The sequence below is a fragment of the Maribacter sp. Hel_I_7 genome (assembly GCF_000688315.1).
Taxonomy (GTDB): Bacteria; Bacteroidota; Bacteroidia; order Flavobacteriales; family Flavobacteriaceae; genus Maribacter; species Maribacter stanieri.
In genome coordinates this window covers 979,511-998,857 of record NZ_JHZW01000002.1, presented here as the reverse complement: position 1 = coordinate 998,857, position 19,347 = coordinate 979,511, and the positions used below count along the sequence as shown (strand labels likewise).

Genomic DNA, 19,347 nt, shown 5'->3' with positions numbered 1-19,347 from the left:
TGAAAAAAATGAAACTAGCTTAGATTTTTTAAAGGATTCCATTCTTGATAAAACTGCTCTAGAAAGTCAATCATATATTGATGCCGTTCTGCTGCAAGTTGTTTTCCTGTTTCGGTATTCATTTTATCTTGTAGCAATAACAATTTTTCGTAGAAGTGATTAATTGTTGGCGCTTCAGACTTTTTATATTCCTCCTTGGTCATGTCTAGGTTAGGTGGTATGCTTGGGTCATAAAGGGCTCGATTTTTAAATCCGCCATAATTAAATGCCCGTGCAATACCAATTGCGCCAATTGCGTCTAAACGATCCGCATCTTGTACTACTTTAAGCTCTTTAGATGAGAATAGTTTCTTCTTCATCTTACCATCGGTTAAACTAGCCTTAAATGAGCTATACTTGATAATATTAGTAACGTGGTTGATAGTTCTTTTTGGAACACCAAGGCTTAGTAAAAAATCTTCGGCCATTTTAGGACCAAGAGATTCGTCACCGTCATTAAATTTTGCATCAGCAATATCATGAAGAAGAGCACCAAGGCTTACAACCAAAATATTTACATCTTCCTCTTCCTTTGCGATTAACATGCTGTTGTTAAAAACACGCTGAATATGAAACCAATCATGCCCTCCTTCGGCATTTTTCAAAGTTTCTTTGACAAAGGTTATGGTTTCTTCTACAATTTCTGAGTTGGTCATTTAAAGGAATTTATCCCGCTAACTACGGAAGCTTCAATTTGTTCTATAAGTTCATCATAGTTTCCATTGTTTTCAATGGGTTGTTTTACGTCTAATTGAACTTTTGCACCTAAACCCATTGGGAACTGTCCAAAACGTACAAGCTTCCAAGAATTATTTATGCTAATTGGAACAATCAATGCAGATGGTGCTTTTTTAAGAAGCATTTTAAGTCCCATAGGTTTAAATGCCTTTGGATGCCCGTCTCTGCTTCGCGTTCCTTCAGGAAATATTACTGCACTTCTCTTATGCTCTTCAATATAGGTACCTAACCTACCTATTTCAAGTAAGGCAGATTTACCATCGTTACGATCAATAAGCACAGAGCCACCATGAACAAGATTAAAGGATACACTTGGTATACCTTTTCCCAATTCTTTTTTACTCACAAATTTTGGGTGGTGTTTTCGCATATACCAAATTAATGGTGGAATGTCATACATGCTTTGATGGTTGGTAACTATAATCAAAGGTCTGTTTGTAGGTAAGTCAAAGTTATTTGTAAACTTATATGTAGTTCCTAATATGTTAGTACTACGCATTAGGAAAAAATTTAACTTACTAACTACAGGTTTTAATCCGCCATACCCAAATATTTTAAAACCCAACCATTGTATGGGATGAAAAATAAGTAAACATAGCCCAAAGGACACGAAAAAAAATGGCGTAAGAATATAAGAAAGCAACTTCTGCATATTACAAAAATAAAAAACCGCTCTATTAGAGCGGTTTTTTAATCCTATTATTTTATTAGAATATAGCCTAGGCTATAAATTTTAGCAAAACTCGTCGTAAGCTTGTGCTAAATTCTGAGCTATCATTTCAGCTGGTCTACCTTCAATATGGTGACGCTCAATCATATGAACTAATTCACCATTTTTAAATAATGCCATAGATGGAGAAGATGGAGGAAAAGGAACCATAAGGTTTCTTGCCGCATCAACAGCTTCTTTATCTACACCAGCAAATACAGTAACTGCAAAATCTGGTTTTTTATCGTTCTGTAGGCTCATTTTAGCCGCAGGTCTTGCATTAGCCGCTGCACAACCACAAACAGAGTTAACAACTACTAAAGTTGTTCCTTCCTTATTGATTGCATTTGCTACTGCATCTGCTGTATATAATTCTTCAAATCCGGCAGAAGCCAGATCATCTCTCATTGGTTTTACTAATTCTGCAGGGTACATAATCTTAAATTTTAATTAATCTATTACAAAGATAATCAATTAGTCGTAGGAGTGATCCACACCTTAACTTTTCATTGGCCTAACTTTCTATTGGTAATATTTTATCTTTGGCAAAATTGAAAATACGAAATGATTAAATGGTTGGGAGCCGTAGTTGGTTTTTTTATAAGAGGTTTGTCCGGAGCGGTTTTAGGCTTTTTTGCCGGTAGTATAATAGATAATTTTTTTGGCTCTAGTAAAGGTAACGCACGTAGCGTATTTGAAGACTATACAAGACCTAATGTGACAGCTGCAGATTTTGAGCTTAATCTACTGTCATTATGTTCAATTGTCATTAAAGCAGATGGGCAAGTTAGCCAGACAGAAATGGACTATGTACGTCAGTATTTTGTGAGTACGTACGGTAAGGACAAGGCAAATGCTATTTTTAGAAGTTTTAATGAAATAAATAAAAAAGGACAGATATCTGCACAAAAGGTATGTACTTTTTTGGCACAGCGAACACGGTACGAGGTGCGTTTGCAATTGCTTCATTTCTTATTCGGTATAGCGCAGGCAGATGGTAGTATTAGTAATCCTGAAATTCAAAAAATTCGTGAAATTGCTGGTTACCTTAGGGTTTCGTTAAACGAGTTCGATAGTATTAAGGCAATGTTTGTGAAATCTGCGAACAACTCTTATAAAATTTTGGACATCTCAAAATCTGCTACAGATGCTGAGGTTAAAAAGGCATATAGGGAAATGGCTAAAAAATATCATCCAGATAGAGTAAACACTCAAGATGAGGCCATAAAAAAAGGTGCTGAAGAAAAGTTTAAACAAGTGCAGACAGCTTACGAGACTATACAAAAGGAGCGTGGTTTAAATTAAGGGAATAATCGTTTAAAATTAGAATAATGCAAGAATTTTGGTTTTATATAGAATTAGGGTTACAACATGTGTTGGACATAAATGCATATGATCATATATTGTTTTTAGCAGCCTTGGCACTTCCTTTTACTTTTAAAAGTTGGAAAAATGTTTTGTTGCTAGCTACTGTTTTTACTTTTACACATTGTTTAGCCTTAGTGTTCTCAGTTTATGAGATATTAGTTATAGAAGCAACATGGATCGAGTTTTTGATTCCCGTAACCATAGTAAGTACGGCATTGTTCAATTTGGTTGATAGTAATGATAAGCTAGAAGATAGGACAATATGGTTCCATGTACTGGCAACAGGTTTTTTTGGACTGATACATGGTTTTGGATTCTCTAATTATTTTAAAATGATGATTATGGGAGCAGAAGATAAATTAGCGCCTTTATTGGGTTTTGCTGGCGGTATTGAAATTTCTCAAGTAATCATAGTTCTTTTGGTATTAGTGTTAGCATATGTAGTTCAAACTATACTAAAGGTCAAACAAAGTATATTCATATTGGTAGGTAGCATTTTAATTATATTAATAACACTTCCGTTACTTTATGAAACATTTCCTTTTTAAGACTGTTAAATTTTAGTTTAAGCTATTGCCTTGCATAGTAAAGCGGGTACCTTAGAGTTATGTGCTTTTTTAAAGCCGATTATAGATGAAGAAAGAAAAACAATTAAAATATGATAGGGCCTATTTAAGAATGGCCAAAGAGTGGGGTATGTTATCTTCTTGTAAGCGAAAGCAAGTGGGTGCCATAATTGTAAAAGATAGAATGATTATTTCTGACGGATACAACGGTACACCTACCGGCTTTGAGAATTATTGTGAAGATGAAGAGGGGTATACCAAATGGTATGTTTTGCATGCGGAGGCTAATGCCATACTTAAAGTAGCAGCTTCTACACAGTCTTGTCAAGGTGCTACTTTATACATCACATTATCGCCTTGTAGAGAATGTAGTAAGCTTATACACCAATCTGGCATTAAACGTGTAGTGTATCAAGTTGGGTATAAAGATGATTCTGGTTTGCAGTTTTTAGAAAAAGCCGGGGTCGAATTACAACACATGCCAGAAATAAATGTTACTATCTAACGTTTACACTAATGATGAATAAAAAATACAGTGCTCTATTCCCTTTAATTATCGCTTCTGCGCTTGCATTAGGGTTTTTTATTGGTGGAAAACTGAATTTTAACGATTCTCCAGAAAGGCTTTTTTCGACCAATTCAAAAAAGGATAAACTCAACCGACTTATAGATTACATTGACTATGAATATGTAGATGATGTTAATACGGATAGCATTGTTGATGTTACCGTAAATAGTATTTTAGAAAAACTAGATCCGCATTCAGTTTATATTTCTGAAAAAGAGATGTCTGGTGTAACTGAAAATATGAAGGGTGATTTCGTAGGTATTGGTATTAATTTTTACTCATATCACGATACTATTGCAGTTATAAAAACAGTTAAGGATGGTCCAAGTTTTGTAAAAGGCATACTACCTGGCGATCGTATCTTAATGGCAGATAAAGACACCTTATACGGTAAAGATTTTCCTAGCGAAATTATTGTAGATAAATTAAAAGGTATAGAAGGTTCTTCTGTTACTCTTACGGTATATAGAAAAGCAGAAAATAGAACGTTTGATGTAAAGGTTAGGAGGGGAATTGTTCCTTTAAAAAGTGTTGATGCGTTTTATATGCTAACCAAAGACATTGGGTATATTAAGGTCAACCGATTTGCAGAATCAACTTACAAAGAGTTTAAGGATGCCTTAGTAAGATTACAAAAGCGTGGTGCTAAGAAATTAGTGCTTGATCTGCGAGATAACCCTGGTGGCTATTTAGGTATGGCAGAGGAAATGGCAGATGAGTTTCTAGAGGATGGTAAACTTATCTTGTTCACCAAGAACAAAAAAGGTAAAATAAACAAGAGTTTTGCTACGGATGAAGGTAGTTTTGAAGATAAGCCTATTTATGTGCTTATCAACGAAAGGTCTGCATCTGCAAGTGAAATTGTTGCTGGAGCATTACAGGATAATGACGTGGGTACAATTGTAGGTCGTCGCTCTTTTGGAAAAGGATTGGTACAACGAGAAATGGCACTAGGCGATGGTTCGGCAGTAAGACTTACTGTTTCTAGATATTATACGCCTACAGGAAGAAGTATTCAAAAAACGTATGCTAACGGTACTAAAGATTATTATCAACGTTTTACAGATAGGTTCCATAGCGGAGAAATGATTTCTGTAGATAGTATTAAAGTAGCGGATTCACTAAAATTCACTACACCTAAAGGAAAAGTGGTTTATGGTGGTGGTGGTATTATTCCTGATGTGTTTGTGCCTATTGGAAGTAATGAAGAGGAAGCGGTTGAAAGTATGGATAATTTAGGTTTTCTTTCCTTCTTTGTATTTGAGCATTTAGAAGATGACCGTGAAAGATATGCTCAATATTCCCAAGAGGAATTTGTGAACGATTTTAGGGTAGATGATATTCTTTTTGAAAAATTTGTAGAGTATTCTGTAAATAGAAATTTAAGAATGAATTTTTATGACTACGAGAAAAGTATCAAGCAGTTTTTAAAAGCTAACATTGCTGAACAGTTATTTAATACCAATATACACGCTAAAATAAAAGCAGATGAAGACCTCATGCTTCAAAAGGTATTAGAATTAGATAGTGGTAGTATTATTGAGCAAGAAGAATCTAGCCGTATAAAAGCCAGTAATTAATCCTTATTTATTTTGTCTTGAATCTTTTTGCTGGTAATAAATACCAATAGAAGAACTATAGCGCATAAAGAAGCCATAATTCCTATAAGTGCTATTGTGCTGTTTTTTTCAAATGGGTCTGCAAAATTTACCAAGGTTACATTATAGGCTATAAGACCTATTGCAACTACTATAAAAATAATGGATATTGTCTTGCTCATAAACTTGTTTTTATAAAAATACAACCTTCTAGTGGTCTAGAAAAGTTCATTAATGTTTGCTGCAAATAATTTAACAGCAATTGCCATAAGAATTACACCAAATACTTTTCTAATAACATTTACTCCGTTTTTACCCAACATTTTTTCAATTTTTACCGACGATTTAAGTACGATAAAAACAAAAATAATATTTACGATAATTGCGATAATAATGTTTTCTACAAAGTATTCAGCTCTTAAAGAAAGTAAAGATGTTAGCGTACCCGCTCCTGCAATTAATGGAAAGGCAATAGGCACTATAGAAGCACTTTCAGGTTCATCATCTTTATATAGCTGAATGCCTAAAATCATTTCAATAGCTAAAAAGAATATGATGAATGCACCGGCAACAGCAAATGAATTTACATCTATTCCTATTAAATTTAAAATCTCTTCTCCAAGAAAAAGAAACGCCACCATAATAACAGCGGCAACAACAGATGCCTTTTCAGATTGAATATGACCTACCTTTTTTCTAAGCCCAATAATAATAGGAATACTACCTAAAATATCAATTACAGCAAACAACACCATACTTGCGGTAGCGATCTCCCTTAAATCAAAATGAAATTCCATCCTTCAAATTTTTTGCAAATTTACGTTTATAAATATGCACTTGGATGTTTATTCTTAAAATTTTCTAAGACCATTGCCTTTTAAAAAAATGTATCTTGCGCCCTTTAAATTAGGTCATGTTTCAATTAGGGAAAACTATAGTATCGGAAGAAATAATCGAAAACGATTTTGTTTGCAATCTTAGTGCATGCAAAGGTGGTTGCTGTGTTGATGGTGAAGCAGGTGCGCCTGTAGAAGATTCTGAAACAGAAATCATGGTTGACATCTATTCAAAAGTTAAACCTTTTTTACGCCCAGAAGGTATTGCGGTTATTGAAGATCAAGGTGCTTTTGTAAAAGGTGAAGATGGTGAATGGGAAACCCCGTTAGTTAACGGAAGTGAATGTGCCTATGTAATTTTTGATGATAAGAAGATTGCTAAATGTGGTATAGAAGAGGCGTATAATCAAGGAAAGATTAAGTGGAAGAAACCTGTTTCATGCCATTTGTACCCAATACGTGTGCGTGAGTATACTGAACTGACTGCAGTTAACTACCATAAATGGCAAATTTGTGACCCTGCTTGTGCTTTGGGCGATGAGTTGAAAGTTCCGGTGTATAAATTCGTTAAGGAAGCCCTAATTAGAAAATTTGGTGAAGATTGGTATACTGAGCTAGAAGTGGTTGCAAAAGACCATCTTAAATAGTAGGTATATAAATTACTATTTGTGTTCCAATAGGTTTGGTATTGTCATCAAATTTGTCAATAATATCTACATGGAAGTAATTTTCATAATCCCGAGAAAAATTTGCCAATCGTTCTTTAGTAATATCTATACCCACAGATTTTCTCTTTAGAAGTTTATTGTCCTTAATTTTTTCTGCAGCATCTCTACCTACACCGTTGTCTGTAATAACGATTTCTATAAAACCGTTTTTACCTTTTTTAATTTCTAAATCTATATTTTTTGATCCATCTTTAGATGATAGCCCATGCCATAAGGCGTTCTCTAAAAAAGGCTGTAGAATAAGCGATGGTATTTTTATGTTATGTGTATCAATATCATCTTTAATATGAATATTAAAATTGATCTCATTTGAGAATCTAATATTCTCGATATTCATATATAACTCAACGGTCTCTAATTCGTCTGCCAATGAAATCTCTCGTTGAGATGATGCTTCTAATATCTTTCGTACCAATTTAGAAAACTTGTTTAAATAATGAACGGCATTCTTTTTTTCATTATTTATAATATATAATTTAATGGAGTTCAGTGAATTAAACAAGAAGTGCGGATTCATTTGACTACGTAGCATACTCTGTTCAAGAGTTAACAGCTTTTTATCTGCATTCAACTGGCTCTGGCGGTATAAAATGTATAAGATTCCTATTAGTAAGATTAAAAATATACCGATGATGGTCAGCATAGTCCTGTTTTTCTTAAGTTTTAAACGAACCGTTTCATTTTCTTCGGCAAGGCGCTCTAATTGGTTGGCTCTCATTTGCGACTCATAACGCAAAATCATATCATTTACATAACGAAGGTTAAGTGAATTGGTAATGCGTTCCTCGTACTTCCTAGATTCCTTAAAGTAGCTCATCCCCTTTTCATAATCATCACGCTTAATCCAGAGTTCAGATAGAAACTTGTTTGCTTCTGCTATTTCGGAATTTAAATTATTAGTTTTAGCCAAGGCAAGACCAGATTCAAGATTAACCTCTGCGTTGTCATAATCTCCTAAGCGTATTAATGCCCAGCCTAAATTTATATAAATGGTCGTAATTATTTTTTCGTCTCCAAGCGAAATAGCTTTTAATAAATTATTCTGTAAAATAGTGGTTGCTTCGTCTATTTTTCCTAAATGAACATAAACATGAGCAATGCTATAATTACATATTATTTTCCCTCTATTAGAGCCAACCATTTCATTGTAGACAAGAGATTTTCTAAAATTCTTTAATGCATCTTCTAATTTTGCTTGAGATTCATAGCATTCACCCAAATTTTGATGATTTACTGCTAAAGCTTCCTTATCGTCTAATTGCTTTTCAAGAATCATAGAATTCTCGTATTTTTCAATAGCAAGATCATATTGTTCTAACATTTGATAGATGCCAGCAATACTATTAAGGGATGTTATGATACTTTTTTTTAAGCCAATATTTGGTTCAATTACAGTTTCCGCTAGTTCTAAGGCTTCTTGACTATAGTCTAATGCAGATTTAACAGCTTCTGTACGTCTGTAGACCGTACTGATCATATTTAGCGTATAAACTCTAAACTCAATATTATCTGCCTCAACAGATGCTCTTAAAGCTTTTTGATATAATTCTAGTGCTTTGGTGTATTGCGTTAAGTCTCTGTAAATACTACCTAGTTGATTTAATGCATATGCTTGCCCTAATAAGTACTTTTTAGAGATAGATTTGGTTTCTATGTACCGTAAAGAAATGCTGTCATTGCTAAATGGTTCTAAAAACATATCAATCTCTTGGCATGTTTTTGGAGTTTTCAATAGCAGGCTATCTACTTTTTCCTTTAAAGTATCAGGTATTTCTTGTGAGTAACTAAGGTGTGATAGCACTAAAGTGTACAATAAGAAGAATAGAAATTTGCACTTGGATTTATACACTATAATTTTTGAGAATATGCTTAATTGTTAGATGAATAAAAACTTTTTAAAGGATTATAACAAATCTAAGAAATCTGATTTTTTTTGTCTAGATACGGGTATTTTGTGGTTCGATTTCAACACGACATAACCATCGGTTTTTAAGAACTCTTTTATTTTATTGAGATTGATGATGTATGAATTGTGAATTCTAAAAAATGAGTCTGATGGTAGTAGGTCATTGACCTCTTTTAATTTTTTGGTCAATACTATTTTTTGACCGTCCGTTAAAAAAATGGTACTATAATTTCCGTCAGATTCTGCATATAGTATTTCATCACTTTCAAGAAATAAGAGTTTACCATCCGTATTTAGGGTAATACGTTTATGTACAGATCTAGAGTTATAATTTAAAAGAGCCATTTCTAATTTTTCAACAGAGAAATTTTTGCTATTAAATTTTTTGATCTTAACGATTGTCTCCTCAAGATCATCTGTATCAATAGGTTTTAATAAATAGTCTAACGCTTGACTTTTTATTGCTTTGAGTGCATATTGGTTATATGCTGTTGTAATAACTACCGGAAAATTCTTGTTGGTTAGTTTTTTGATAAATTGAAAGCCGTCCATAGTCGGCATTTCTATATCTAAAAATAGACAATCTGGGGTGTTCTTATCTAAATAGGAAAGTGCTTCATTTGGATTTGTAAATGAGGCAATTACATTTATTTCATCACTAAAATTAGTAAGCTCCCATGTTAAGCTTTGTAGTGCTTTAATTTCGTCATCAACTATTACAGCTTGTAGCATAAAAGATTCGGTATCAAGTTAGAAAGTTATGAAATTTTAAGCGCTTGTACTGCTTTCATGAGCTATTTTGTATCAATGGATGTAATTATAGTGTAATCGGTATATTTTGGATTAAAGGTGTAAAAATTACAACTATCACTATTAAAAGAAAGAAAAATACTACAAATTATATATTTGATTCATTTTCTAAGATTTGTGCCTTCCGTTTATACATAAAAAGATGCAGGTTATACAAATTAGGGTAATGAGTTTTCAGCTTAAAATTACCTTTAGCAGAGAACATCAATATGTTATAGAGAAATTGATATGAGAAAGTGCAGCATAATGTTGGCATTGTTAATAGTAGTCTTAGTGATTGCTTCTCAGTTCATGAATGAAGATGAAACTTCGAATGAAAATTTAACCATTGCTTTTGAAGAGCAAAAACATCTAATAGATAAACCATAACTATAAATCTAATTTCATACCATGTTGAAAATGATACAGGTTTTAGGAAAGTCTTTAAAAATGTTTTGCTTTGGTGTTATACCATTTATTCTTGTGTCAGGTGGTTCTAAATGTGATGTTAATAATTCTATTATAGAGTTAGGTACTTGTAGTTTTAATGTTGACGGAAGTTTAAGTTTTCATATTGATGGTGCCGCAATATTCACAAGCAGTATTGAAGAAGATAAAGATGGTAATAAGATCGATAAGCTATTATTAAATTTTACCACATGTGGTGTTGATCAAATTCAGAAATTTGAATTTGTGATCGCAAATAATAAGAAAAAACAGCATGGCGTGCCAGCTGGGGTATATAAAATAAAAAAACTAGACCATCTAATTAATAATTTTAGAGGGGTCTATGGTTTTGCAGATTTAGCTGGTGTAAGCGAGCTGCCATATTTTGTGAAATCAGGTGATATTACTATTACTGAAAACTACACTGACAATGTTGGTGGAAAGTTGGAGGTGCAACTAGAAAATGCCAATGGAGAATCTTTGAAAGTCAAGGGTTCTTTTAGTGCGGATCTAAAAATTTAAATTTAGTACGGTTCTTTATAGGATAGTGTATGTTATCTTATATCTAATGTTTGAGCGCCAAAATAAGTATAACTACGATTCGTCGTATGATTACGTTCTAAGAAAAGGTTTCGGGGGAACTACCTTTATTAGACTTGGTGGGCATTTTTCATAAAAGAAACATTAGTGGGACCGTACATTTTTTATCTCCACAATCAACTTAGCTACATTTTATAATTTAATTTTTATATGCTTACTTTATAAAAGAGTAGTAGTCTATTCAGTTAATTAATTTGCTATTGACGCTTCTATCGCATAAGATTTTATAATTTTAAATCGTAATGAATAACTATTAGCTAAATTGGTGGAGGGATGATTTTTACTTTAGGAATATAACTTAGATAGAACAATTATCCCTTTGTTCCATCAGATATGAAAGCCTCGCTCTAAGTTGTTAGCGTACATTTTAAGATAGAGAATAAAAAAGACCCCAAATTAAGGGGTCTTTTTTATATACGGCTAAGCCGAGGTTAAGTAAGGGGAATCTTATTTATCGTTTATGATATAGGGCTTTAATACTGTCGTAAAAATTAACGCAGCTGCATATATCATTAATATTGTTATATAGTTTTCCATAGCTTAAGTATTGGAGTATAAGTTATATACGGACAAATTTTTATTTTGGATTACGGAAACTTGATCGTATCATTAAATAAACTATGAAAACTTACTTTTAGTATATTTTTAAAGTTAAACCATTTAGCCATTAATTTCATTTGTAGTAATTCAAATGAATTTGACTTAATACCCTTATAGATATAAAAGGATAATTTTGAGGCTAGAAGCAATCCAGCGTAGACGAATAATGTTTGTAGGTATTGGGACATATACAAAAGAACGAATAAGTAAGTTAATTCTTACATACTGATATTGCATTTCATCGAATTGTGCTTATTTATTCGATGAAATGCATATTATGCTCTTTTGTACAATCTAAATATCAAAAAAATGATAGTTTTTGTTTATAGAAAATTATCTACTTTTTTATATGCTTCTATGACTGCAAGTTCACCTTCTTTACCATCTCTAGAATTACCGTGTTCCATTCCTAAAACTCCATTGAACTCTTGTTCATGAATCCATTTGAATACATTATAATAATTAATTTCGCCTGTAGTCGGTTCATTTCTACCAGGATTGTCACCAATTTGAATATATGCGATTTCTGACCAAGCGGCATCCATATTCGGAATTAGATTACCTTCTTGAATCTGCTGATGATAGATGTCAAATAAAATTTTACAGGCTGGTGAATTCACTGCTTTGCAAATTTCGTAAGCTTGTGGCGAGTCGGTTAGAAATAACCCAGGATGATTTCTAAAGTTTAAGGGTTCCAATACCATAACTATACCATGAGGTTCTAATAAAGCAGATGCTTGTTTTAAGCTTTCAACTACGTTAGCTGTTTGGTGACCCATTCTTAGTTTTAAATCTAAATGTCCTGGCACTACGGTCATCCATTTAGCGTTAACTCGCTTGGCTACCTCAATGGAGCTTTTTATATCGTTTAAAAATTCTATACGCTTATCTAAATCCCCTGAGGCTAAATTTGGCTCTTTCCAGTAAATTTCATGAGCTACAAATACCCCCATTTCTAAACCACGTTTTTTCATGGTATCAGCCATTTTTTCTTGAACATCTATAGGGCGTTTACGCATTTCATTATCCTCAAAAGCAGTAAAACCTTGGTCTGCCATAAAATTGAGCTGAGCAATAGGGTCATCTCCAGCAAGGTGTTTGAACATGCCAATATGTGGTGCGTATTTTAAATTAAATTGATGTGCATTTGTAGTGTTGGTCAACGAGTTGGCGTATGTCAATGTACCGGTCATTGTTAAGGCACCTGTGCTTAATGCAGATTTTTGGATAAAACTTCTTCTTTTCATGAGTAGTGCATTTAAATAAAAATAGCCAAGAGCGATTAAAATTCACGCTCTTGGCTATTAAGTGTTAGCATATTATTTGGTTATAAGGACCATGCCTTACCGCCAGTAAGCTCTTGAGCATCTCCACATGGCACATATTCACCTGGCACAGGTAAATAAGCCAAAACCTCTTCACCAACATACTCAGAAGCCTTATAGCCCCATATAGTCATGCCTCTAAGATTATTTGCAAATGCAAACCTCGTAATCTCGTCATCTAATTCGGCAGTTTTACCTTCGGCTATAGCTTCAGTATAACTATTAATAGACTCAAACATCTCAGTTTGCTGATCTTTTGTATATTTTAATGAGCTTGCTAAAACTGGTTCTAAATCTTCTACAGTTAAGTCTTCGACATTTTCTTTACCAGAATCTGCCAATGCTTTGTTGGTAAACTTATTCATTGACATTTTAAGGAAATCTTGTTGTTCCTTTTCCATGACATCTTTTGAAAATTTGTCAATAAAAACATGAACTTGAACTTCTGAAGCAGAAGGTGTATCTGTTTTAGGTAAAATGATGTCTACCAATTTAGAAAGTACAACACCTTCATTTGGAGCTAAAAATTCTGGTGTCCAAGTAATAGCTGGTTCACTTTTACAACTTTGAACGATTGATAATAATGTTGGGGTGGCCACCATATATCCAAGTGACATTCCCATATTTTTTAATACGCGTCTTCTATCCATTATATGTTTCCTTTTTTAAGTTCTTTAACTGCATGGTCTGCAGCTCTTGCCGTAAAGGCCATGTAAGTTAATGATGGGTTTACGCAACTTGCAGAGGTCATAAACGATCCATCGGTTACATATACATTAGGTACATCGTGCAATTGGTTGTTTCCATTTAAAACAGATGTTTTTCTATCTCTACCCATACGAGCAGTTCCCATTTCATGAATACCTAAACCTAAGGCACTTTCATTATCATATCCTTGAACATCTCTAAGACCTGCTTTTTCTAGCATTTCAACAGCAGATTCTAAAATATCTTTACGCATCTTAAGCTCATTCTCTTGAAGCTCGGCATCAAATGTTACGGTAGGTAAACCCCAATCATCTAATTTGTCATAATCTAAGGTAAACCTATTGTTTTCATAAGGTAATACTTCTCCAAAGCCCATCATTCCAAATGTCCATCCACCAGGTTTTAAAACAGCTTCTTTTAAATCTTTACCATGGGAAAGTTCAGCAATAGATTCTTCCCAATTTCCTCTAGAGGCGCTGCCTTGGTAACCAAATCCTCTCTTATAATCTTTTCTATCAGAATCTCCGCCTAAGTTTCTAAATCTAGGAATATAGATACCACTAGGCTTTCTACCTTTATAATATTTATCTTCAAATCCATCAAACTTACCAGAAGCTCCAACCTGTAGTTGGTGATCCATAATATTACGACCTAACTGATCAGATGCATTACCCATACCATTAGGGAATGTTTCAGATTTAGATTGCATTAAAATTGAAGTAGAAGCAATTGCAGATGCACAAAGAAAAATTACTTTCGCTTTAAACTCAAATGTTTCTTTTGTGTTCGCGTCTATGACTTTAACACCTGTTGCTTTTTTGGTTTTTGGATCGTACATAACTTCATGTACGATAGAGTCTGGTCTAAGGGTCATATTTCCAGTTGCTTCTGCTGCTGGTAACGTAGACGATAAACTACTAAAATAAGCTCCAAAAGGACACCCTCTAATACATCTATTTCTAAATTGACATTTACTTCTACCGTCAAATTGTTTAGTACCGGTAATATGTGCTGTTCTACCTGCAGTTACCACACGACCGTCAAAATTTTCGGCAACCTTTTCTCTAAACTCCTGTTCTACACAATTAAGTTCCATCATTGGTAAAAACTGACCATCAGGTAATTGCTTTAAACCTAAATTTTCACCACTTACACCAATATATGTTTCTACTTTATCATACCAAGGTGCAATATCTTTATAACGTACTGGCCAATCTACAGCAATACCTTCCTTTTTGTTTGCTTCAAAATCGATATCACTTAATCTATAACTTTGACGACCCCATTGTAGAGAACGACCACCGAGGTGGTAACCTCTCATCCAATCGAACCTCTTAGTTTCGTTATATGGATGTTTAAGGTCATTTACAAACCACATGCTACTTGCTTGGTTTGTTGTATAACCTGTTCTATTTTGCTTTGGTTGTTGTTCTATTATTTCTTTAGTAGGTGCACCTGCATTTGGAAAATCCCAAGGATCTTTATTTGCAGTTTCATAGTCTTCTATATGCTTTACCATTCGACCACGTTCTAAAACCAATGTTTTAAGGCCTGCTTCACATAATTCTTTTGCGGCCCAACCACCACTAATTCCCGTTCCTACTACAATTGCGTCGTAGGACTCCTGTTCTTCGTTATAATAAAATTTGCTCATGAAAGTTGTTTATTCTCTAAATTTATTAAATATAAAATTAATTCTATACATTTAATGCCCATTCTTCTTGCGAAATTCGCTAAACCAAGCTTCTTGTAAGATTAATGAACCAAACAATAATTTTAACGTTAACTGTTAAGGTTATATTTCAAACAACAACAAACTACCAAAAATGAAAAGAAAAAATTTTATTCGATTTGCCTCAGCAATAGGTATTGGAATCTCGTTACTAGGAACTTACGCTTGTAAGGAAACGAAAAAAGAAAAAGTAGAAAATTCTGAAGTCGTTGCAGATAACAGTGATGCTGAGCCATTTTTTGAATTGTCATTGGCTCAATGGTCAATGCATAAAATGATTAGAGAAGAAGGTGTTGATCCTTATTCTTTTGCAGAGAAGGCAAAAAATTGGGGGTTTACAGGGTTGGAATATGTGAGTCAATTATATAATCCTGAATTGGAAGATGCCGGTTACTCTGAAGAGGCAATGGCAAATTTCGTAGCAAAGTCTAATGCAGAGGCAGAAAAATACGGAATGAAAAACGTTTTGATCATGATCGATGGTCAAGGTGATTTGGCTGTAAACGATGAAGCCGAAAGAAACGAAACGGTTGAGAAACATAAGAAATGGGTAGATGCTGCTGCGGCTATGGGTTGCCATGCTATTAGAGTTAACCTTAATGGTAGTAATGTGCCAGAAGAATGGATCAAGAATTCTGTAGACGGATTGACGAAACTAGCTACTTATGCAAAAACCAAGAACATAAATATATTGGTTGAGAACCATGGTGGATTATCCTCTAACGGTGAACTTCATGCAGAAGTTATGAAAACTGTTAATATGGATAACTGTGGAAGTTTACCTGATTTTGGTAATTTTTGTATAGAACGTAAACCAGAAAGTTGGGATTGTTTAAAGGAGTATGATAAGTACAAAGGTGTTAAAGAATTAATGCCGTACGCTAAGGCGGTAAGTGCAAAATCTAACAATTTTGATGCAGATGGATATGATACTGGTATAGACTATGTTGAAATGCTAAAAATTGTAAATAAAGCTGGATATACTGGTTTTATAGGTGTGGAATATGAAGGTTCAGAAATTAGTGAGGAAGAAGGAATAATCGCTACTAGAGATCTTTTGTTAAAAGCCGCAAAAGAAATTCAGTAATCTAGAATATGATTTATGGAAGCTTTTTTTAATGAAATATTCGATTATAATTTTCACTGCAATAAAACATTAATAGAGGAATGTTTGGCGTTAAATGCGTTACCGCCTAAAACAATGCGTTTATTTAGTCATATTTTAAATGCACATCATCTTTGGAACGCTAGAATTTTAAATAAACCTAGTGAATTTGAAGTATGGCAGGAGCACGATATAAAAGACTGGGCAGATATTCATTATGAAAATCAGCGCAGTTCTTTTGAAATTGTTTCCAATGCCGATAATTTTGATCGGCGTATTGACTATGAAAATACAGAAGGGCGTTTATTTACGAATACCTTGCAGGATATTTTATTTCATATCATAAATCATTCTACGAATCATCGCGGACAAATTGCTGTAGATTTCAGAAATAACGGCGCAAACCCTATTGGTTCAGATTACGTTTATTATAAAAGATAGATGAAAAATAAAGTCAGAGCGCAGCTATGCTTCATGATGTTCTTAGAATTTTTTATTTGGGGTGCATGGTTTGTAACCCTTGGTACATTTTTAGGAAACAATTTAAAGGCAACGGACGGCGAAATAGCATTGGCATTTTCAACACAATCATGGGGAGCTATCATTGCTCCCTTTGTTATTGGAATAATTGCAGATAGATATTTTAATGCAGAGAAAATCTTGGGGATTTTACATCTTCTAGGCGCTGTTCTTATGTATTTTATGTACCAAAGTACAGCCTTCGATGGGTTCTATATTTTGGTATTGGCGTATATGATTTTATATATGCCAACCTTAGCGTTAGTTAATTCGGTTTCTTTTAATCAAATGACAAACCCGGCCAAAGAGTTTTCTATGGTTAGGGTATTTGGAACTGCTGGGTGGATAATTGCTGGTCTTTCCATCAGTTATGTTTTTAACTGGGATCAAGGTCAGAATATTGGAGAAGGACTATTAAGAAACACCTTCTTAATGACAGCTATTGCATCATTAATTTTAGGATTGTTCAGTTTTACATTACCTAAAACACCACCAAGAGCGGTTAGTACTGGTGAAGTCAATATCAAAGAGATTTTAGGATTAGATTCATTGAGCCTTTTTAAGGATAAGAACTTTTTAATATTCTTTATTTCTTCAGTGTTAATATGTATTCCTTTAGCGTTCTATTATCAAAATGCAAATCCTTTTCTAGTAGAAATTGGGATGGATAACCCGACAGGTAAAATGACATTAGGTCAAATTTCAGAAATTGCCTTTATGTTATTGTTACCCTATTTCTTTACCAAATTCGGATTTAAGAAAACTATTCTTGTTGCCATGGGAGCTTGGGTAGTGCGTTATTTATTATTTGCATTTGGGGATGTTGAAGAGCTTGGTTTCATGTTGATAGTAGGTATTGCGCTACATGGAATATGTTATGACTTTTTCTTTGTCTCTGGGCAAATTTATACGGATAGTAAAGCAGGTGAGAAATTTAAAAGTTCTGCCCAAGGACTTATAACATTGGCAACGTATGGAGTTGGAATGTTAATAGGGTTTTGGATTGCAGGAAAAATATCTACTGCTTACCTCTTGGAAGACGGAAAACACGTTTGGGAAACCATTTGGATGTATCCTGCTGGTTTTGCGTTAGCTGTGTTTATTTTGTTCGCTATTTTCTTTAAAACAGAGAAAATAGAATATCAGTCTTAGATAAATTCTTTAATTTAAACGCCTGAAAATTGTCACTTAAAGATTGCAGTACTTGTTTTTAACGAGTAAATGCGGCAGATAATTTTCAAATTATAATAATAGAATAAATCCTTAGGGATTTTGAACAATAATATTTTCAACTTAAACAACAACAAAAATGCCAAAGAAAATACGATTAGGAATATTAGGTGGAGGAGGAGATTCCCTTATTGGAGTGTTACATAGAGTAGCATCATTTATTAATGATAATTATCAAATTACAGGAGCTGTTTTTAATCCTGATTTTGATGCTAGCATGGCTTTTGCCAAGGAAATAGATGTCCCTTTAAATAGAATTTATAAGGATTTTGATACTTTAATAGAAGAAGAATTAAAATTGCCAGAAGATGAACGTATTCAAGTATGTTCAATTTTAACGCCAAACTTTTTACATTACCCAATGGCGAAGAAATTATTGGATAATGGTTTCCACGTAATTTGTGAAAAGCCAATGACCACTTCTTTGGCAGAAGCAAAAGATCTTCAAAAATCTCACGAAAAAGCAGGTACGGTTTTCGCTTTGACACATACTTATACGGGTTATCCAATGGTGCGTCAAATGCGTGAAATGATCAAAGCTGGGGCTTTAGGTAAAATTCATAAGGTTGATGCAGTTTACTATCAAGGTTGGATCAATACTATAATTCATGATAAAGAGAAAAGATCTTCTGTTTGGAGGTTAGACCCTAAGAAAGCCGGTATAAGCTCATGTATGGGAGATATAGGTGTTCATGCCTTTAATCTTGTAGAGTATACTACGGGTCTTAAGATCAATGAACTACTGTGCGACTTCAATTACCTTTATGAAGATAATAAAATGGATGTTGATGGTACTGTACTTGTACGTATGGGAGATCATGTTAAAGGTGTAATTAGAGGTAGCCAAGTTGCAACAGGTGAAGAAAACGGACTTGCCATTTCAATCTACGGTGAGAAAGGTGCTTTTCGTTGGGAGCAAGAACGCCCTAACTTTTTATATAAATTAAGTGATACTGAGCCAACGCAAATATATAAGCCAGGTCATGCTTATAATTCAGAACTGTCTTTAGACGGAACTAAATTGCCAGCTGGTCATCCAGAAGGTATTTTTGATTCTATGGCTAATATTTATAAAGGTGTAGCCAAAGCTATTAGAGGTCAAGAATACAACGACGGCGAATTCCCTACAATGACAGATGGTGTTCGTGGTATGAACTTTATTGAAGCAACGGTAGATTCTCATAAAAGTGGAAATACCTGGGTAGCTTTAGAGAAATAATCAAGAACATTTTTGAT

Annotated in this window: 21 protein-coding genes; 11 read left to right on the top strand and 10 right to left on the bottom strand. The window is 33.8% G+C overall.

Annotated elements, in window-relative coordinates:
• Positions 1-14: 14 nt before the first annotated feature.
• The 3 genes from P178_RS0105835 to P178_RS0105825 form a co-directional block, all read right to left on the bottom strand.
• On the bottom strand, positions 15-695 hold the full coding sequence (locus tag P178_RS0105835) for an HD domain-containing protein (protein ID WP_027065334.1): 681 nt from the start codon (positions 693-695) through the stop codon (positions 15-17).
• Positions 692-1,276, bottom strand: coding sequence for a lysophospholipid acyltransferase family protein (locus tag P178_RS0105830; protein WP_316929996.1), 585 nt, complete (start codon positions 1,274-1,276; stop codon positions 692-694). The genes P178_RS0105835 and P178_RS0105830 overlap by 4 nt, the downstream gene beginning before the upstream one ends.
• A 234-nt stretch (positions 1,277-1,510) precedes the next feature.
• On the bottom strand, positions 1,511-1,921 hold the full coding sequence (locus tag P178_RS0105825; RefSeq protein ID WP_027065332.1) for a BrxA/BrxB family bacilliredoxin: 411 nt from the start codon (positions 1,919-1,921) through the stop codon (positions 1,511-1,513).
• A 129-nt stretch (positions 1,922-2,050) separates the two neighbouring features.
• Between P178_RS0105825 and P178_RS0105820 the strand changes: the two genes are divergently transcribed.
• From P178_RS0105820 to P178_RS0105805, 4 genes are all read left to right on the top strand, one after another.
• Complete coding sequence (locus tag P178_RS0105820) at positions 2,051-2,791, top strand: TerB family tellurite resistance protein (protein WP_027065331.1); 741 nt, start codon at positions 2,051-2,053, stop codon at positions 2,789-2,791.
• 26 nt (positions 2,792-2,817) lie between these two features.
• Complete coding sequence (locus tag P178_RS0105815) at positions 2,818-3,402, top strand: HupE/UreJ family protein (protein WP_027065330.1); 585 nt, start codon at positions 2,818-2,820, stop codon at positions 3,400-3,402.
• An 85-nt stretch (positions 3,403-3,487) separates the two neighbouring features.
• Entirely contained in the window at positions 3,488-3,925 is a 438-nt protein-coding gene (locus P178_RS0105810) for a deoxycytidylate deaminase (protein WP_027065329.1), read from the top strand.
• 14 nt (positions 3,926-3,939) lie between these two features.
• Positions 3,940-5,568, top strand: coding sequence for a S41 family peptidase (locus P178_RS0105805; protein WP_027065328.1), 1,629 nt, complete (start codon positions 3,940-3,942; stop codon positions 5,566-5,568).
• Here the strand turns inward: P178_RS0105805 and P178_RS0105800 are convergent.
• Complete coding sequence (locus P178_RS0105800) at positions 5,565-5,768, bottom strand: hypothetical protein (protein WP_027065327.1); 204 nt, start codon at positions 5,766-5,768, stop codon at positions 5,565-5,567. The two genes, P178_RS0105805 and P178_RS0105800, sit on opposite strands and share 4 nt — an antisense overlap.
• A gap of 36 nt (positions 5,769-5,804) precedes the next feature.
• Complete coding sequence (locus P178_RS0105795; protein WP_027065326.1) at positions 5,805-6,383, bottom strand: MarC family protein; 579 nt, start codon at positions 6,381-6,383, stop codon at positions 5,805-5,807.
• 116 nt (positions 6,384-6,499) lie between these two features.
• Here P178_RS0105795 and P178_RS0105790 point away from each other — a divergent pair, with 116 nt between their 5' ends.
• Complete coding sequence (locus P178_RS0105790; protein WP_027065325.1) at positions 6,500-7,069, top strand: DUF3109 family protein; 570 nt, start codon at positions 6,500-6,502, stop codon at positions 7,067-7,069.
• Here the strand turns inward: P178_RS0105790 and P178_RS0105785 are convergent.
• Both P178_RS0105785 and P178_RS0105780 read right to left on the bottom strand, forming a co-directional pair.
• Positions 7,062-8,951 carry a tetratricopeptide repeat protein gene (locus P178_RS0105785; protein WP_231500507.1) on the bottom strand — a complete coding sequence of 630 codons (1,890 nt, stop codon included), beginning with the start codon at positions 8,949-8,951 and terminating at the stop codon, positions 7,062-7,064. The two genes, P178_RS0105790 and P178_RS0105785, sit on opposite strands and share 8 nt — an antisense overlap.
• Positions 8,952-9,053: 102 nt before the next feature.
• Positions 9,054-9,788, bottom strand: a complete 735-nt coding sequence (locus P178_RS0105780; protein ID WP_027065323.1) for a LytR/AlgR family response regulator transcription factor — start codon at positions 9,786-9,788, stop codon at positions 9,054-9,056.
• Between the two features lie 306 nt (positions 9,789-10,094).
• Between P178_RS0105780 and P178_RS23165 the strand changes: the two genes are divergently transcribed.
• Together P178_RS23165 and P178_RS0105770 are read left to right on the top strand one after the other, a co-directional pair.
• Positions 10,095-10,235 carry a hypothetical protein gene (locus P178_RS23165; protein ID WP_155941584.1) on the top strand — a complete coding sequence of 47 codons (141 nt, stop codon included), beginning with the start codon at positions 10,095-10,097 and terminating at the stop codon, positions 10,233-10,235.
• 30 nt (positions 10,236-10,265) lie between these two features.
• Positions 10,266-10,814, top strand: coding sequence for a hypothetical protein (locus P178_RS0105770; RefSeq protein WP_155941583.1), 549 nt, complete (start codon positions 10,266-10,268; stop codon positions 10,812-10,814).
• Positions 10,815-11,815: 1,001 nt separating this feature from the next.
• Here the strand turns inward: P178_RS0105770 and P178_RS0105760 are convergent.
• The 3 genes from P178_RS0105760 to P178_RS0105750 form a co-directional block, all read right to left on the bottom strand.
• Complete coding sequence (locus P178_RS0105760; RefSeq protein ID WP_027065320.1) at positions 11,816-12,739, bottom strand: hydroxypyruvate isomerase family protein; 924 nt, start codon at positions 12,737-12,739, stop codon at positions 11,816-11,818.
• Between the two features lie 80 nt (positions 12,740-12,819).
• Positions 12,820-13,467: a gluconate 2-dehydrogenase subunit 3 family protein gene (locus P178_RS0105755; RefSeq protein ID WP_027065319.1), complete on the bottom strand. Its 648-nt coding sequence runs from the start codon at positions 13,465-13,467 to the stop codon at positions 12,820-12,822.
• Positions 13,467-15,179 (bottom strand): GMC oxidoreductase, encoded by a 1,713-nt coding sequence (locus P178_RS0105750; protein ID WP_027065318.1) that lies wholly within the window; start codon positions 15,177-15,179, stop codon positions 13,467-13,469. Before P178_RS0105750 ends, P178_RS0105755 begins: the two co-directional genes overlap by 1 nt.
• Before the next feature lie 172 nt (positions 15,180-15,351).
• Between P178_RS0105750 and P178_RS0105745 the strand changes: the two genes are divergently transcribed.
• The 4 genes from P178_RS0105745 (at position 15,352) to P178_RS0105730 (ending at position 19,330) form a co-directional block, all read left to right on the top strand.
• Positions 15,352-16,344 (top strand): sugar phosphate isomerase/epimerase family protein, encoded by a 993-nt coding sequence (locus P178_RS0105745; protein ID WP_027065317.1) that lies wholly within the window; start codon positions 15,352-15,354, stop codon positions 16,342-16,344.
• A 15-nt stretch (positions 16,345-16,359) separates the two neighbouring features.
• Positions 16,360-16,803, top strand: a complete 444-nt coding sequence (locus P178_RS0105740) for a DinB family protein (RefSeq protein WP_027065316.1) — start codon at positions 16,360-16,362, stop codon at positions 16,801-16,803.
• On the top strand, positions 16,804-18,033 hold the full coding sequence (locus P178_RS0105735; RefSeq protein WP_027065315.1) for a nucleoside permease: 1,230 nt from the start codon (positions 16,804-16,806) through the stop codon (positions 18,031-18,033).
• 157 nt (positions 18,034-18,190) lie between these two features.
• Positions 18,191-19,330 carry a Gfo/Idh/MocA family protein gene (locus P178_RS0105730; protein ID WP_027065314.1) on the top strand — a complete coding sequence of 380 codons (1,140 nt, stop codon included), beginning with the start codon at positions 18,191-18,193 and terminating at the stop codon, positions 19,328-19,330.
• Positions 19,331-19,347: the final 17 nt, after the last annotated feature.